Consider the following 16,080-nt stretch of genomic DNA (forward strand, 5'->3'; position numbering starts at 1 on the left):
GTCTATCCCTTAGCTAAGTTAGCTAAGGTTAGAAATTAACTAGAAATTTTCTCTATATATTAAAGCATATTTTCCTAAAGGACAAGAGAGAACCAGCAAATTTTTGCGGAAAAATAACCAATGCTAAAACTTGAAGTTTTAACACTGGTTAAATTTTATAGTGTATGTTTGTTATAAAATTTCAGTAAATTCTTTATCGAATCTATTGCCTATTATACATTAAGAATTAGATATTTATTTGTAAATTAAAATAATTAGCTTACTCAAGTATTTGAACAAAGAAGAGGAGCAAAGATCTTTACGTTGTTACAAGCGAAGATAGCTCGAGTTTACAGCAACTTAAGATTATTACCATGGCAAAGACCTTGTAACTTGTAAGTAAAAAAACTTAGTTTAGAGGTCAGATAATTATCTAGGATAACCATATGCTTATCTTGGAAATTTAGAAGAAGAGAGTTTAAACTTATGCTCTAGAGAGGAATTTTTTAGGAATGTTTAAAATGTATAAGCATACTTGTAACAGCAAAGTGAAAACCAAATTAACTTATTTCTATTAAGCTAACTAAATTGAGTTGATTAAGTTCATTGTTCATTAAGTTCATTAAGCTTACGATTTTGCAATCATGCAAAGTGGGATTAAGAGGAAAGAGCATCTCCTTTGGAGATAGGGGGATATGAGCTTAGATTAACAGCCTAGGCAAGTACCTAGGCTGTTAATCTCTATTTTAGAAATTCCAAGTAGATGGACAAGTTCTGCCAGGTTGTAATTTTACGCTTACTAAACCTGAATAACCTGGTACACGATAGTTACAAATTAAGTAACCACCACTAAATTCTTGAGAAACTAAATAACCAGTTGCTGCTTGAGCAGGAGTAAAAGTTGCTGAACCCGCAAGCACAAAGAAAGCTAAAGCTGTTTTAAATAAATTTTTCATAATTCTATTACATGTATAAGTTTATAAGTTGAGATGGACACGAAGTTGATTCGAGCCAAGAGTTGAAATAATTATATAGGAGTAGAGGTAAAAAAGCAATTATAAAATAGAGTATAAGTGCTTAAAAATAGTAAGATAGCTTTTTTTGTTTTAAGTGAGAAAAGAAGAAGGAAAAGAAAGGTAAAAGAGGAGACTTATTTGTATGAAGAAGAAATCAAAAATTGACTTAGAGATTCTCTTTGTCGAGCGAACTGAAAATCTCCAAAAGTTCCTCTGAAAAAGTCAATTTTAAGTATCTCTTTTAGATTATAATATTTTGAGTACTGCTTACAGTATTTAATTTATTTATCCAAAGTTTAAGCTGATAAAAATCGCTTTGGTCTATTCTACTTTTTATTGAGGAATTTTTTATGAGCAAACAAGTTTCCTTGTTACGCAATGTAGGTTACCATTACCTAAATATATTTAACTATCGTGGACGAGAAAATCGTTGCAGTTTTATTATTTGGACACTTTTTAGTTGGCTAGTATATGGGCTACTTTGCTTGTTAAATTTGACTTTAAATCTAGGTGAAGATTTTGCAGCTAAGAGAGAAAATTTATTTTATATCTATGTATTTGTATTATCGATTTATTTCTTGATTGATGCTCTTGTAAGTATTGCGGCAGCGGTAAGAAGATTTCATGACTTTGGAGCTTCAGGTTACTTTGTTTTATTATTTGTTGTACTCCAAGTTGGATTACTATTTGTAGAACTCTTGACTGCTTCAGGATTTTTTGCATTATTATCTTTAATTGTTTATCTTGTCTATCTTTGGATTTTATGTTTTATTCCAAGTAAAGAGCTGCAAGATAACCCTCGTAAAAACCCATTTTTCGTAGAGTAAGCTTTTAAAGTAGGAGAGGGGGAATATCTGCAATATTGCAATACATCTGTAATTGTAACTTTATAAAAAATCAAGAGTTGAGGTGAAAGGAAAAGTAATTTACTCCTAAATGTTTAATTGATCAAGAGCAAGAAAATTTTTCTAAAAATTTTAGAGAGTAAAGAAGTTAAATTTTTGTCTAAGAAAATAGATACATCTATTAGAATAATCATTAAATTACGCTTTTTTATTTTCTATTATGTGGGGGAGGATAAAAATGGAACCAGCTGGATTTTTTAAGGTAATGCTCTTAACTTATACCAATCTTTTTAATTTTAATGGTTACCAAGATCGCAGATCTTTTATGTACTTTCTCATTGGATTTTCTTTCCAAGCCTTGATAGTATTAGCTCTAGTCTATTTAGAAGCAAAGGTTACGGCATGGATTAATAATCACACTTTAGCCATAGTTACTACTTTACTTTTAGGAGTTTTACTTCTTGCTTTTGCCTTTACGACGATTATTAGTACTTTTGGGTCTTTTGTGCGTCGACTTCATGATATGGGGTATTCAGGGATTCTATTTCTCTTGGTCGTAATAGTTTCGTCGTTATTTGTGTTTCTTGGTTATAAATCTCTTACACTAATTTCGATTGGGATATTTATTAGTGGAGCGTTTACTTTATTTCTTATCTTTGCTCCGAGTCAGGTTGAAGATAATAAATATCGCAGTAAGAATCCATTTTTAGTACGACCAAAATTTGTTGAAGAAGTATTTAGTTTTGAAGAATAAGCTAGGTACTTAGAATAAGTCCATAACAAACAAAAGCTTTAAACCTTTTTTTGTAGAAAAGGTTAATTGTTTGTTACTAAGTAAGCACAATCTTTGTGTAAGTAAAAGATAAACTACAAATAGATAAGGGATCAAGCAAAAGACTCGACATGCAGTTGAGTCTTTTGTTTGATTTAAAGTTTAAGTTCATTTGTTTAGAAATGATGCTAAAAGTTTATGACGGCTACAAAGAGTTTACGGTTTAAGAGTAACTTTAAAATCTGCTCGTCTAATTTCTACTTTTTTGCTAAATCAACCACAACTCGTGTAAATATTCTCAGTTTCTCACAGCTATTTTCAGTTTTTAACATGAGAGTTGTTAAGCTTAAGTTTAAGGTAAGTAGATAAAAAATAGGAAATAAATGCTAACTTTGCTTACTAAAAAATAAAGAGCTTAACGAGATGAGACTAGCTGACAAGAGGATAAAGTCCAAAAAGTTTTTAAACTAAGCGTTTATTTTCTCTAAGCTTGTATAATAGAAATATAGTTGAGTTTATTTTAGAAATAGTGGTTAGCAATATGAGCAAGGTTAAATTTTATCAGGGATTTGATCTTTTTAGCTTTGATGCCTTAGCTTTAGAAGTTGATGCCAAAGATCAAGAAGCATTTAAACAGTTTTTACAGTTGCGCGAGCAACAATTTCAAAAGTATATTCAGGAAAATCCGATCTTTTTTGGGATGGATGCTAGTGATCCTACCTATAAGAAAGCTCGCTTAAGATATCTAGGAACTCTATTATCGATTCAAGAGTTAATCGAACTCAAGTTTAAGGAATAACTTTAAGCAAAAATTCGGAATTTGCGATATAATAAAGGGTAATAATCGCACTATTCATTAGATCTGGATTTTTTATAATGAAACTAAAACAATTTACTCCTGAAAATTTCCATGTTTGGTTTAATCACGAAGAAATTAAAAAACGTAACGCTGAGTTAGGTGAAGAAATTTCACGTTTCTATAATGAAAACTATCCTGGCGAAGAAGTTCTTTGTGTAGGTTTATTACGTGGTGCTGTATATTTTTTAGTTGATTTAACTCGTGAAATGACAATTCCATTAACAATTGATTTCATGACAGTTTCATCTTATGGTGATGGTACTGAATCAACGCTAAACGTAAAAATCTTAAAAGATTTAGATACGGATATTTCAGGTAAACACGTGTTAATTATTGAAGATATTATCGATACAGGTCATACTTTAAATAAAGTACGTAAATTATTACTAGACCGTAACCCTAAATCTTTACATATAGTTACATGTGCTGACAAACCAGCTCGCCGTTTAGTTGACGTTCCAGTTGATTGGGTTGGTTTCGAAGTAGAGAATCGCTTTACTGTAGGTTATGGTTTTGAAATTGCACAAAAATATCGTAACGTAACCGCAATTGGCTATATCGAAGATAAAAAATAATTGTTAAATCAGTTTAAATGTACTAGATCGAGAATAGTACAATGCACAAGTTTTAAGGTTGCTTTGTTTTTAACAGAGCAACTTTTTTTCGCTCTTGTTATAATCATAGGATCGAAAAATAACTAATTTAGAAAGAAGAATTTTATGTCCTTAGTTAGATTAACTGACGCTAATTTAGCCTTTGGCTCACATGTTATCTTAGAGCAAATTAATTTAAGCGTAGAAAATCACGAACGCGTATGTATTGTTGGTCGTAATGGTTCAGGAAAATCAACTTTACTTAAAGTTATTCTTGGTACTGAAGATTTAGATTCGGGGAGTCGCATCTTAGAAAATAATGTACAAATTGCCTATTTACGCCAAGATCCTCCTGCTCGTCTCGATTTAACTACCCAAGAATATGTAGCCCAAGGAGCAGAGCACGCCTATAAAGTGCTAGCAGCTCATCAGCAAGCTTTAGAAGCTTATAGTCAACAAGCAACTCCGGAGTTAGCTACTACTATTTCCCGTTTAGAAGAAGAGATCTCAACTCATGACTATTGGTCAATAGATGCACGTATTCTTACGGTGTTAGAACAACTAGGAATTCCTGCTGATCGTAAACTCCAAGAGTTCTCGGGCGGTTGGTTAAGAAGAATTGAACTTGCTAAAGCTTTTGTGAGTAATCCTAATGTATTATTACTAGATGAGCCAACCAACCACTTAGATATAAGTTCAATTCAATGGTTAGAAACGACTTTACAAAGCTTTCCAGGAGCAATAGTCTTTATTTCCCACGATCGTACCTTTGTTGATCATATGGCCACGCGCATTGTCGAACTAGATCGCGGGCATATTTATGATCACCCAGGAAACTTTGCTTCTTATTTAGAAGGACGTAATAAGCGTCTAGAAGATGAGAAAAAACAAGTTGCTCTCTTTGAAAAGAATCTTGCCGAAGAAGAAAAATGGATTCGTAAAGGGATTGAAGCTCGTCGTACCCGTAATGAAGGACGTGTAAGAGCTTTAAAAGCTATGCGGGTTGAAGCACAGAATCTGCGTAAACTTACCGACTTTGGCAATATTAATGTCCAAGCAACTCGTTCAGGCAAATTAGTTTTTGAAATTGAAAGCCTAGGACTCGAACTGGGCGGTAAAACTATTTTCCAAGATTTTACTAATCGTGTAAGTGCCAAAAGTCGTATTGCTATTGTCGGGGATAATGGTTGTGGAAAATCTTCGTTAATAAAAGTATTATTACACGAGTTACCGGCAAGCCAAGGCTCGGTACATATAGGTACAAATTTACAAGTAGCCTATTTTGATCAGCTCCGTGCTGAGTTAGATCTCGATAAAACCGCTATCGACAATGTGTTTGATGGTAAGGTTGAAGCCTATGTCCATGGAGCAACTCGTCATGCTATTGGTTATCTTGGTGAATTTATGTTTACTGCCGATAAAGCTCGAGCTAAGGTTTCAAGTTTGTCGGGAGGAGAGCGTAACCGTCTGCTTTTAGCAAAAATTCTCGCTAAGCCATCAAATTTACTGGTACTCGACGAACCTACCAATGATCTAGATATAGAAACTTTAGAGTTGCTCGAAGAACTAGTAAGTGAGTATGAGGGGACAATTCTTATAGTTTCCCATGATCGTCAATTTATTGACAATGTGGCAGTAGAAACTTGGTTTATGGAAAACCAACACATCTATCCATATGTTGGAGGCTATAGCGATAATATTGAACTCCATCAGCAGCTAAGAGCCAAGGAGCAAGAAGCTCGTGAGCAAAAACTTGCTCGTAACCAAGCAAAAGCAAGTGAGCCGGCTCAAGCACCAGCGACACCAACAGCTAGAGTGCAAAATCGTACTGAACGTCTTTCATATAAAGAAAAGCAAGACTTACTCAATATTCCTCAGCAATTAGAGGTTCACGAAAGTGAATTAGCCGAGTTAATGGCAGAAATTGAACGTTTAAGTGCCGATCCTCAAGGCTATCTTGAACTTGAAGCTAAATCACGCGAAGTAACTGCAAAAGAAGCTCTAATTGAGCAGTTACAAGAACGCTGGCTTGAACTCGAAGAAAAACGTGAACGCTTGGGCGAAATCATCTAAGTGTCAAGCACAATTGTAAAGGACTGATTTTTCACGGTTAATTTTGTTTAATCTTTAGCATTATTGATTATTTTGCTTGAGATTATTTATATTCTCATTAAGACCTTTCATCTGCATGAAAGGTCTTAATGAGACGCTTTTTTTTTGAGAACTCTTTACGATCGTGACTTATAAGTTCTTCGCTTAAATTTAGGCAATAATTTAGTGCAAGCGGGGGATATAGAAGCAGAGATGTTTTAAAAGTATGCTAGCAAGTAAAGAGTAAATTTTTCTTTGTTTTATTGATGAGATGATAATTAAGGAAAAAATCTCAGAATAAAGAAGATGTTCGAGTTTGTAGTGAGAGAAAAAAGTTGAGCAAGCTCTAAACTTCTTCTTGCAGAGGAAGGCGAAAGAAAAAGATAGGTTGTTTTTGCTGATTTTTAGTATAATTAACAGCGTAAAAAAGTAGTGGAGGACCTACTTTTTTTGAAGTATTAGTTAAATGTCGGGGGAGTCAAAGTCCCGACTAGAGATATTATGGAGAAACTCTACAATGGCAATTGTACATATAGGTTTATCATGTTACGATCAATTTTTCTTTATTGAGAGTACGCCTGCAGAAAATGTAAAAACCTTTTCAACGCAATTTTTAGAGTCAGGTGGTGGCCCAGCTGGAAACGCTGCTTATGTAACTGGGAAGTGGAAAACTCCTACTTATATTCTTACGACCCTGAGAGATGATATTTATGGGCGTAAGATTAATCAAGAACACAACGAAGTTGGGGTAAACACTAACTTTGTGATTATGAACGATAATCAAGTATCACCTTTATCGGCTGTATGGGTAAGTGCACAAACGGCAGCTCGTACGATTGTGACCCACAAAAACAATGGAGCAAAAGTTTTAACCGCAGAAGATTATAGTTTATTAAATGATCTTGCTGATAAACTAAACGCTGAAGAAGGAACTCACATTATTCTTCTTGATGGACATGAATTAGAAATTAGTAAATATTTTATTCCTCGTGTTCACAATAAAATCGTAGTAATTGATGCAGATGCAGTACGTGAGCCGGTATTAGAATTATTATATTTAGTTGATTACTGTGTAGCTTCAGAAGAATTTGCTCAAAGATTAATTAATGAAACCGATTTACATCCAGGTAACTTTGCGCGTGCTCTTGAAGCTATGGAAAAACTTTGTGCTCCTGGCAACAAACCTGTAATTACTTTAGGTGAGCGTGGGGGAGTCTATTTAGACGATGGTTTAATGCACGCTTATCCAGCTTATGATGTACGTGCGGTAGACACTACAGGTGCAGGTGATATTTTCCACGGTGCTTTTTGTTATGGTGTCGCTCAAGGTTGGGATCTAGCAAAAACTGTACGTGTAGCTGCTTTAACTTCAGCAATTAAGATCGAGCAACAAGGGGTGCGTAATGCAATTCCTGAAATCGAATTTGTGCTTGAAGCTTATGAGAAAAAGTCTTTCCCAGTTAAAGCTTTAGATACAATTAACTAAATTATCTTTAATTAAGGTAATAACAGAGGTTAAGTAGGCTTAACTAGAAGAGAAAGAATCAAAATCACCATACGAAAAAAGAGGTCAAGTCGACCTCTTTTTTGTATTTATACTATTTATAACTAGAAGCTATTAATAGTTATTATCTTACTTAAGATAAAAATTTTGGGATTTATGCCACTTTGTTTTGTGTATTATCTAAAGTTAATAAGATAGATTTAGCTATTTCATAAGCAAGATTAATAGGAACTGCATTGCCGATCATCTTATAAGCATCATTTAAATCCTTATAGTAGAATTTAAAATCATCAGGAAATCCCTGCACTCTTGCACATTCTCTTACCGTTAATCTACGGTATAGAGCTTCTTTACCTGGAACAAAGATGTGTTTATCCTTTTCTACTTTTAGCATAGGAGGAGCTTGAGGATGAAGTTGACATTGTCTACCTGAAGCTTGTACGGTAAAAGCTTGTTCGTTCCATTGTCTTACCCGATTTCTACTCATGAACATCGAGGAGTAGGAGCCAAGATAATATTCATGATTGGCAACTTTGCATTTATCTCCATTAGTTTTATTTTTATCTAAAGCAGGAATCGCTAAATCTTTTAAATCAAAAATAGCTTCTTTAAAAGTTACTTTATGAGTATAAGGGGGTGGAGGAACAAAGTTAACCTCTAAATCCTTTCTAAAGCCGACATAGAACACTCTTTCACGATCTTGAGGGACACCATAGTCACTGGCATTTAAGAGACAGATAAAAACCCTATAGCCAGCTTGAGCAAATTGCTCAATAATATTTTCTACCGCCTGATGGTGTCTTTTTGCCATCATCCCTTTAACATTTTCCGCTAAAAAGAACTTAGGTTGTTTATCTTTGAGAATCCGAATATATTGATAAAATAATTGTCCTCGAGGATCATCTATGCCTCTTAAGGCTCCACCTGCACTCCAAGATTGACATGTAGGTCCACCGATAATTCCATCACATTCAGGAAATTCCTCAGAAGGAATAGTGCGGATATCGCCTTTGATTAACTGTGAACAATGATTTTTCTCATAGGTTTCCCAAATGCTTTTGTCATATTCATTAGCAACTACAACTTTAAATCCGGCTTTTGTAAAACCTAGATCTAAACCTCCTGCCCCTGCAAATAAGCTAATTAAATTCATTTTTCCTTTCTTCATTGTAAATATATCTTCCTGTATTTATGTATGTTCCTTAAAATTTGGCATCTTCGTATAATGTTTAGTAAATATTTAGAAGTAATATTTTATCTGTTTTTTATTTAGTAAGGGGTAATATTTTTGTTTTTACTACTGTTATTGAGGTAGCATATTCTCTTCCAAAAAATGATAGTAAGTTTTTCCGATTCTCTAAAGGTTTAGCATGAGAAAAAAATCAAGGGTATAGATTTTAAAAATAAAAAATCTCTAATTTATTCTAAATTAAGAAAGTTTTGTAAAGGTTGATTCAAATAGCGTTATAATTTACTTTATAGAGTTATACAGTTTTTTAAGAGAACTAGAGTTTTGTGAACTCCAAGAGTAATATCAAGACCTTAGTTCCCTTTTTTGTATTAACATATTACTATGGTATGAGCTTGATATTCCCCCTTAAGTGATCTCACTTAAGGGGGAATGTAGTTTTAGTTACTTAGGTTCTTATCTAAAGGAGTACCAATAATAAGTTTGATAGTTTAAGTTTTGGTTTTTAATTTAAAAAATGAAGAGAAGCTGATTAAGCCATTATTGATCGCATGCGATCATTTTTAATTCCTGTCTTATGGTTTTAGTGTGACTAATTATTCAAAACTAAGAAAAAGTTGTACAAAAGCATAAAAACCTCGGTTCTTCTTTTTATAATTGAGATATAAGGTTAAACTTTTTAATCACCAAAGAAATGGTGCTCGCAAACTTATTATCATTTTGATTATAAAATTGGACTAGATATTTATTTAGAGCTTTATTTATCTCCAACATTCGAGGATATTATGCTAAAAATTAGAACAGTCTGTGGTAATGGGATAGGTTCTTCCCTCATGTGTGCAACTAAAGTAAAAGCAATTTGTGAAAAGCATGGCATTCAAGCTGATGTTGCTTCAATTGGCTTTAGTGAAGCTCCATCCGAAAAAGCTGATCTTTATGTGACCATTAAAGAAATGGCTGTAGATCTAGAAGCAAATGGCCTACGTGCGGTAGCTATACGTAGTTATGTTTCAGGACCAAAGATTGAAGAAGATATCTTGCCTACTTTAAAAGAGCTGGCTGGAAAATAATCTTAATACGTTTTTTGAGATAAGTTGCATAAAACAATTCTTGAAGACTTTAGTTAAGTAACAGACCCAACTTATCTCAAATTCTTTTTTGTTAGCTACTAGTGTAACTAGTGTAAGGATTGCTTATGCTATCTTTCTTTACTGACATTCTAAGTCAACCAGCATTCCTCATGGGAGGAATTGCTTTCATAGGTCTACTATGTTTAAGAGCTCCGGCAAATAAGTTATTAACAGGAACAATAAAACCGATCCTTGGTTATTTAATGCTTGGAGCTGGTGCTAATGTCATTGTAAGTCAGCTTACTCCTTTAGGGCAGATAATTGAAGCGGGTTTTAGTATTAAAGGGGTAGTTCCAAATAATGAAGCTATAGTTTCAATTGCCCAAAAAGTGTTAGGAGTTGAGACCATGTCAATTCTCCTCCTCGGCTTTATTATTAATCTCGTCATTGCGAAGTTTACCAAATACAAATATATTTTCCTTACGGGACACCACACTTTCTTTATGGCATGTTTAATGTCAGCGGTGTTACAAGCTTCAGGCTTAAGAGGTTGGGAATTAGTAGCTTTAGGAGGCTTTTTCCTTGGGGCTTGGTCAGCAATCTCTCCAGCAATCGGACAAAGATATACCAAAGTCGTTTCCGATGATGACGGCATTGCCATGGGACACTTTGGTTCCTTACAGTATTATCTAGCAGCTTGGATCGGTAAACACTTTGGTGATCGTAAGAATAATTTTACTGATGTAAAAATTTCAGATAAGTTAGCTTTTCTGCGTGATACTACCGTAACAACGGGAATAGTAATGGTGCTTATTTTCCTCTTTGTGTCAATTGTCGCAGGGACAGAGTATATGCGTACCATTTCTGAACATAACCTTGTAATCTATTCGATTATTGCAGGTTTAACCTTTGCCGTAGGGGTTGCGATAGTTTATAACGGGGTGAAATTAATTCTTTCGGATCTTGTGCCAGCATTCCAAGGAATTAGTGAAAAACTTATTCCTGATTCAATCCCAGCCGTAGACTGTGCGGTATTCTTTACCTATTCACAAACAGCAGTGGTTGTAGGCTTTGTGAGTTCGTTTATTGGTGGCTTAATCGGCATGGGAATTCTTGGTATTCTCAGTCTTCCACTTATTATCCCTGGTATGGTACCACACTTTTTCTGTGGAGCAACCGCAGGAATTTACGGAGATCGCCTTGGTGGTAAAGTAGGTTGTATTGCTGGAGCTTTTGTGGGTGGCTTACTCTTAGCTTTCTTACCAGCTTTCTTACTTCCTGCTTTAGGGAGCTTAGGCTTTGCTTCTACCACTTTCTCCGATGTAGATTTTATTGTGTGGGGAATTACCTTATCCGGACTCATTGATTGGTTTGGTAAAGTCGGGGTATATATTTTGGCGGGAATTATTGTTGTCGCTTTAATTATTCCAAGCTTTATTAAGAGCATTAGAGTAGTAGGTGATACCTTACCATATGAGCAATGCTTACCGAAAAAAGAACAACAAGAGAAAGCAGAATAAAATCTAAGCAATTAGAACTAATGCAAAAGAATTACACGAACATCTAAAAGTATTCTAATAAAATCTAAAAATACTTTTATTAAACACAAAAGTATTTGCATAAATTTTTAAGAAAATCAGCATAAACACTAGATGGACTTTAACCTGTTTAAAGTCCATTCTTGTCCTTTAGCTTTGGGAAGAACAACAAGCAATTAATTTTATTTTTGAAAAAATTGATTGCAAATTTTAATTGGACATCTTACTTATGGCAATAGTTTGTATTGGGTTGGCTTGTTACGATGAATTTTTCTTTGTGGAACAGCTACCCGCAGAAAATCAAAAGACTTTTTCACAACGCTTTCTAGAAAGTGGAGGAGGTCCAGCAGCTAATGCTGCTTATCTTACTTCTTTATGGGGGCTTGAAACCTATTTATTAACTAGCGTAAAAAATGATATTTACGGTCAGAGAATTTTACAAGAGTTACAAGATGGTGATGTAAATGTAGAGTATGTAATTTGTAATGAGCAACAAGTTACCCCCCTTGCCAGTATTTGGGTAGATTTAACTACAGGCACTCGTACTGTTGTAACTCATAGAAATCAACAGGCAAAGAAATTTAATCGTCAGGATTTTGCCAAGATTGATAAGTTAATTGCAAGACTAAATGCCACGAATAAGACGCATGTAGTTTTAGTGGATGGGCATGAACCTGAATTAGCTCTCCGTGTAATTCAAGGCTTAAAACACCGTATTGTAGTCATGGACGGTGGTTCATTTAAATCGGGAATGCTCTTAGTATTACCTTATGTAGATTACGCTATAGTGTCGACTAACTATGCAGAGCAATTATTACGTCGACCATTGACTAATAAAGATTTACTGACTGCTTTAATGGAAATCAAAAGAGGCATAGCTCCGCAAGGAATCCCGATTATTACTTTAGGTGAAAAAGGCGGAGTTTACTATGATACTAAAGTGCAAGCCTATCCAGCCTTAAGAGTAAAAGCTGTAGATACTACCGGAGCTGGAGATATTTTCCATGGAGCTTTTTGTTATGGCTTAGCTCAGGGTTTGAGTTTAGCTAATTGCTGTAAACTTGCCTCTTTTACTTCAGGGATTTCAGTGCAAAAGCTTGGAGTAAAAGCTGCAATGCCTCATGTGCGTCAAGTACTAGAGTTATTACAAAGGGAAACGACAAAGATAGTCAAGCGAAGATAATTTTAACTATGAAAGCTCAAGTGATATGAACTCCAAAAGTGGGAATAAGATCTTTTAGTTCGTTGAGCTTGTTTAATTTGTTACTTGTTCAGCTGATTTAGATACTTAATTTATTTTCAATTAAGTAATTAAAGATGTAGCTTGATTAAAAACAAAGAGTGAGAAAGGTAAGGGTTATCTTATTGGAAAATAGAGTTTTTTAAGAGAATTTATTTTAGATTTAAAAGAATAAAATTAAGAGAAAACTCTAAAATTTTCTAGAGTAACCCATTAAAAGATAAGGGAATTATTCTATTTTTTCTTCTTTCTGAAGAAAAAAATGTGATCTATGACAACTTTTTATAAAAGTTTTAGAAAAAACTTTTAGATCCCTCATATAATAAAAATATAAAGAAAAGGGAATTACTTGCTAGTATTTAAATAAACTTAAAGATTTAATTTTTAGGTGAATTTAGATTACTAATTCCTCCAAGTAGCTGTTTCCTTTTCCTTATTACTAAGTCAGAAATTATTTACTAAACTAAATGGCAAATGAAAAGTATTTTTTAGGACTTAGTACTCCTCTGTAGAGGAAATAAACCTATTCTCACACACCTAGAGCCAAAGGTTGTTGGTTCTATAGTTCTAAGTTATATATCCACATTAATGCTTTGCTCTAGGTTTTTTCGGATATCTATTATTAAGTTAACTTAGTTACCTTACTCCTTAAAATAAATGTGTTAGTGTCTCTTCTAAAAGTTTTGAGGAATTAAGTTAACTTAGTTAGGTGAATAATTCTCTTATTCACCTAAGTGAGCAATTAAGTAACTTAATTTTAGGTTATCCTTGCAATTAAGGTGATTCTCTGATTTAGGCAAGATGATTTGTTTTTTATCTTATTTTTAAAATAAGGGGATCTAAGAACAAAGGTCTTGTAATATTGTTAACGCATAAAAAGCATTATTTGTCTTGCTCTAAATTTTCTTATAGTTGTCACTAGTATGAATTCCAAGTGCTTTAGCTTGTTTAAACATGAGGAAAAGCATATTAGTTAGTTTCTAATTTAGATTAGAAAAGGAGGCTCTATGACGCTAGATACAAGACAATCATCTTTAGACCCTCGTGCTGCAAAAGCTTATGAGCAAGAATTTACTCATGAACAAGCAGTAAATGATGAGACTTTAGAGCATGAGTTCTCTTTAAATTCTCACGGGCGTTTAGCTATAAATTCTTTCGAAGAAAACCATCCAAAACCAAAACGCCGTATCCGTATTGCACGTATGGCAACTGTTGCGATTGTTAACAATATCGGACGTGGTCTTGCAGCTTTAGTAGCAGCTCTAGTGCTCCTAGGCTCGGTAATAGGTTTAATGGCTTTCTCAAATGAATAAACCTCCCAATTCTTAAGTGCATAGCTTAAGAGACTCTGAACTTTCTGGGAGCTTGCTCCCAGAAGGTTACATACTCAAGGTTATCCGAATAATTTTTAGATCTTTATTGTGTTCATATTCTGAATAAGGTGCTATAGTACAACTTTCTGAAAGCTAAGTTTACCTTTTTTAGAGTTCAGAAAGTTGCTTTATCTTATTAAACTCATGTTTAACTTAAAAAGTATTTAAATCAAAAGTAGTAAGTTTTTTTGAAAGCTACTTTGCTTTTGGTTGAGGTTAAAGTCATTTTTTAACTTAAACATGCGTTTACTACTAAATACTAGAGAACTTTAAGAGTAAAATTAAGATTAGTTAAAATCGCTTTATCTTGATGTGTGCATGTTTCGTGAGTTTCTCCTATGTTTGTCAATTTTTCACGATTATTCTAAGGTTCTCTATTTTTGCTTTATTTTTCTTTTCTCTTAACTCTAATTTCTTTTGTTGTATTTATCGTTCATAATAGTCTCTTTACCTCTATGGTTTAACTTGTTAAATCATAGAGGTGTTTTGAACAAGACTTAAAGATAAAGACAAAGGTAAATCTAAAGCAAACTGAATTAAGACGCTATATTATTTAAATACTTAATCGACGACTAACTTATTTTAAACTATCAATTTATTTTTCAATTAATTCCTTAAAAAACAAATTTTTATTCCTTAAAAACATTTATTTTGATACCTTTAATAAACACTTTCCTCTTGGGACACCACTATTTTATTAAATAGTTTGCACTTGTCTTGTTATCTTTGATAAAAGATAAGTGTTGATTACTATAGTTGTTGTGTAATTGTAGTTTTATAATTTACTATAGTTATTTATCTTTAATAAATTCTCCATAATAATATACTTATAATTTAAATCCTTACTATTTATCAGTGACTTAATTTTTAATTCACTTATAGATAGTAAGGATTTTTTTATTTTTTACCTATCAATAAAAAATAAAAGTTAAAATAGAACCCAAAAGTTTAAGTCTAGTAAGTAAAAAGAAGTATAAAACGTAAAATTAGCCTAAAAGCAGAAAAAGTAACGGGAAGTTGGAGGTGAGGATCGGGAGATAAATGAGCAATCCCTTACTAATTTATATGGATATGTTTTATTTTTTAATAGTTATAGCTTATTAAAAATATTTTTACAAAGGGTCTAATTATCAAAGTTATATAAGAGGTAATAAAGAAAGTTTTAGGGAAGAATGATGCTTTTTATAAAAATAGCCTTATTGGTAACCTTGAGGTAACTTTTGGCAAAGTTAAACTTTTTAGGCTAAAATATAAATATACCAATCGGGAAATAAAAACAAAAAATAATTTTGCAAGAGAATTTAAGAAAAATTTAACCAAACCTAAAGCAATTTGTTTTTTGTTTTGTTTTCTATTTATCAAACTTAAACTTGTAGGTAAAATGAGAATAAACGTAAACTAACCATTTACGTTGCCTATAACAAACAAATATATCCAAAGCAAAAACATAATTTTTATTTTTGAGTCTAACCAGCTTGGAAAATAAAAATACCTTTGTAATTTTTAACCTAACCACTTAAAATTTACAAAAACCTAACTACAAACTTAAAAAATAAATATTTCAAACGAGGAAAGCTTATTTAAAAAATACCAAATAAACATAATCGATAAAACCAAAGAATAACCACAAAATCCTTTATGTTCCTAACCACATAAGCATAGGGATTAAATTTATGAATTCAGACTGTAATTGTTGTCTTAATGACAACTGTTAAAACCCATCTAGGAATTATGTAAATAATGACTAGATGGGTTTTCTTGTATCTAAAAATTAAGAAAATACATGACGAAGAGTAAGTAAAAAGAACAAAAGTTAGGAGCAGTAAGTAAAAGTTTTTTGTTCAAACTAAAAAGACCTAAGGCTATAACCTTAGGTCTCGATGAATAGACTATGTATTGCATATAAGTAACTTGTAATCAAAAAGGCGGGTATTACATTTTCGAGCTGGCAAACTCTAGCTACCTATATACATTTTTTGAATATGAATAAGATTTACAAATTAAAATTTAA

The 16,080-nt window shown here is 33.0% G+C and carries 12 protein-coding genes; 10 read left to right on the forward strand and 2 right to left on the reverse strand.

Translation table 11 applies throughout. The features are described from left to right. Positions 1–725 precede the first annotated feature (725 nt). Positions 726–935, reverse strand: coding sequence for a hypothetical protein (locus tag CKF59_RS03900; protein WP_119534669.1), 210 nt, complete (start codon positions 933–935; stop codon positions 726–728). 410 nt (positions 936–1,345) lie between these two features. Between CKF59_RS03900 and CKF59_RS03905 the strand changes: the two genes are divergently transcribed. The 6 genes from CKF59_RS03905 (at position 1,346) to CKF59_RS03930 (ending at position 7,641) form a co-directional block, all read left to right on the forward strand. Next, on the forward strand, positions 1,346–1,822 hold the full coding sequence (locus tag CKF59_RS03905) for a DUF805 domain-containing protein (protein ID WP_119534670.1): 477 nt from the start codon (positions 1,346–1,348) through the stop codon (positions 1,820–1,822). A gap of 256 nt (positions 1,823–2,078) precedes the next feature. Next, positions 2,079–2,594: a DUF805 domain-containing protein gene (locus CKF59_RS03910; protein WP_222985572.1), complete on the forward strand. Its 516-nt coding sequence runs from the start codon at positions 2,079–2,081 to the stop codon at positions 2,592–2,594. A 559-nt stretch (positions 2,595–3,153) separates the two neighbouring features. After that, positions 3,154–3,411 carry a hypothetical protein gene (locus CKF59_RS03915; RefSeq protein ID WP_119534672.1) on the forward strand — a complete coding sequence of 86 codons (258 nt, stop codon included), beginning with the start codon at positions 3,154–3,156 and terminating at the stop codon, positions 3,409–3,411. A 77-nt stretch (positions 3,412–3,488) separates the two neighbouring features. Next, positions 3,489–4,046, forward strand: a complete 558-nt coding sequence (gene hpt / locus CKF59_RS03920) for a hypoxanthine phosphoribosyltransferase (RefSeq protein WP_119534673.1) — start codon at positions 3,489–3,491, stop codon at positions 4,044–4,046. A 144-nt stretch (positions 4,047–4,190) separates the two neighbouring features. Further along, positions 4,191–6,137, forward strand: coding sequence for an ATP-binding cassette domain-containing protein (locus tag CKF59_RS03925; RefSeq protein ID WP_119534674.1), 1,947 nt, complete (start codon positions 4,191–4,193; stop codon positions 6,135–6,137). A 535-nt stretch (positions 6,138–6,672) separates the two neighbouring features. Further along, on the forward strand, positions 6,673–7,641 hold the full coding sequence (locus tag CKF59_RS03930; protein ID WP_222985573.1) for a PfkB family carbohydrate kinase: 969 nt from the start codon (positions 6,673–6,675) through the stop codon (positions 7,639–7,641). Between the two features lie 172 nt (positions 7,642–7,813). On the opposite strand, the gene CKF59_RS03935 is transcribed toward CKF59_RS03930, so the two are convergent. Next, a complete protein-coding gene (locus tag CKF59_RS03935; RefSeq protein ID WP_245959268.1) occupies positions 7,814–8,827 on the reverse strand; it encodes a DNA cytosine methyltransferase in 1,014 nt (337 codons plus the stop codon). Positions 8,828–9,633: 806 nt separating this feature from the next. On the opposite strand from CKF59_RS03935, the gene CKF59_RS03940 reads away from it, so the two are divergent. The 4 genes from CKF59_RS03940 (at position 9,634) to CKF59_RS03955 (ending at position 14,009) form a co-directional block, all read left to right on the forward strand. After that, positions 9,634–9,918 (forward strand): PTS sugar transporter subunit IIB, encoded by a 285-nt coding sequence (locus CKF59_RS03940; protein ID WP_119534676.1) that lies wholly within the window; start codon positions 9,634–9,636, stop codon positions 9,916–9,918. A gap of 125 nt (positions 9,919–10,043) precedes the next feature. Next, positions 10,044–11,438, forward strand: coding sequence for a PTS ascorbate transporter subunit IIC (locus CKF59_RS03945; RefSeq protein WP_119534677.1), 1,395 nt, complete (start codon positions 10,044–10,046; stop codon positions 11,436–11,438). A 247-nt stretch (positions 11,439–11,685) separates the two neighbouring features. Further along, positions 11,686–12,639: a carbohydrate kinase family protein gene (locus tag CKF59_RS03950; protein ID WP_119534678.1), complete on the forward strand. Its 954-nt coding sequence runs from the start codon at positions 11,686–11,688 to the stop codon at positions 12,637–12,639. A gap of 1,064 nt (positions 12,640–13,703) precedes the next feature. Continuing rightward, positions 13,704–14,009 (forward strand): hypothetical protein, encoded by a 306-nt coding sequence (locus CKF59_RS03955; RefSeq protein WP_119534679.1) that lies wholly within the window; start codon positions 13,704–13,706, stop codon positions 14,007–14,009. Positions 14,010–16,080: the final 2,071 nt, after the last annotated feature.

Source organism: Psittacicella gerlachiana (assembly GCF_003585965.1).
Lineage (GTDB): Bacteria > Pseudomonadota > Gammaproteobacteria > Enterobacterales > Psittacicellaceae > Psittacicella > Psittacicella gerlachiana.

Bases quoted from the DNA above. Each gene is read 5' to 3' on its own strand.
- CKF59_RS03950 (WP_119534678.1), top strand. From the start codon at position 11,686: ATGGCAATAGTTTGTATTGGGTTGGCTTGTTACGATGAATTTTTCTTT.
- CKF59_RS03900 (WP_119534669.1), bottom strand. From the start codon at position 935: ATGAAAAATTTATTTAAAACAGCTTTAGCTTTCTTTGTGCTTGCGGGT.
- CKF59_RS03955 (WP_119534679.1), top strand. From the start codon at position 13,704: ATGACGCTAGATACAAGACAATCATCTTTAGACCCTCGTGCTGCAAAA.
- CKF59_RS03910 (WP_222985572.1), top strand. From the start codon at position 2,079: ATGGAACCAGCTGGATTTTTTAAGGTAATGCTCTTAACTTATACCAAT.
- CKF59_RS03935 (WP_245959268.1), bottom strand. From the start codon at position 8,827: ATGAAGAAAGGAAAAATGAATTTAATTAGCTTATTTGCAGGGGCAGGA.
- CKF59_RS03940 (WP_119534676.1), top strand. From the start codon at position 9,634: ATGCTAAAAATTAGAACAGTCTGTGGTAATGGGATAGGTTCTTCCCTC.
- CKF59_RS03905 (WP_119534670.1), top strand. From the start codon at position 1,346: ATGAGCAAACAAGTTTCCTTGTTACGCAATGTAGGTTACCATTACCTA.
- CKF59_RS03945 (WP_119534677.1), top strand. From the start codon at position 10,044: ATGCTATCTTTCTTTACTGACATTCTAAGTCAACCAGCATTCCTCATG.
- CKF59_RS03925 (WP_119534674.1), top strand. From the start codon at position 4,191: ATGTCCTTAGTTAGATTAACTGACGCTAATTTAGCCTTTGGCTCACAT.
- CKF59_RS03930 (WP_222985573.1), top strand. From the start codon at position 6,673: ATGGCAATTGTACATATAGGTTTATCATGTTACGATCAATTTTTCTTT.
- CKF59_RS03915 (WP_119534672.1), top strand. From the start codon at position 3,154: ATGAGCAAGGTTAAATTTTATCAGGGATTTGATCTTTTTAGCTTTGAT.
- hpt (WP_119534673.1), top strand. From the start codon at position 3,489: ATGAAACTAAAACAATTTACTCCTGAAAATTTCCATGTTTGGTTTAAT.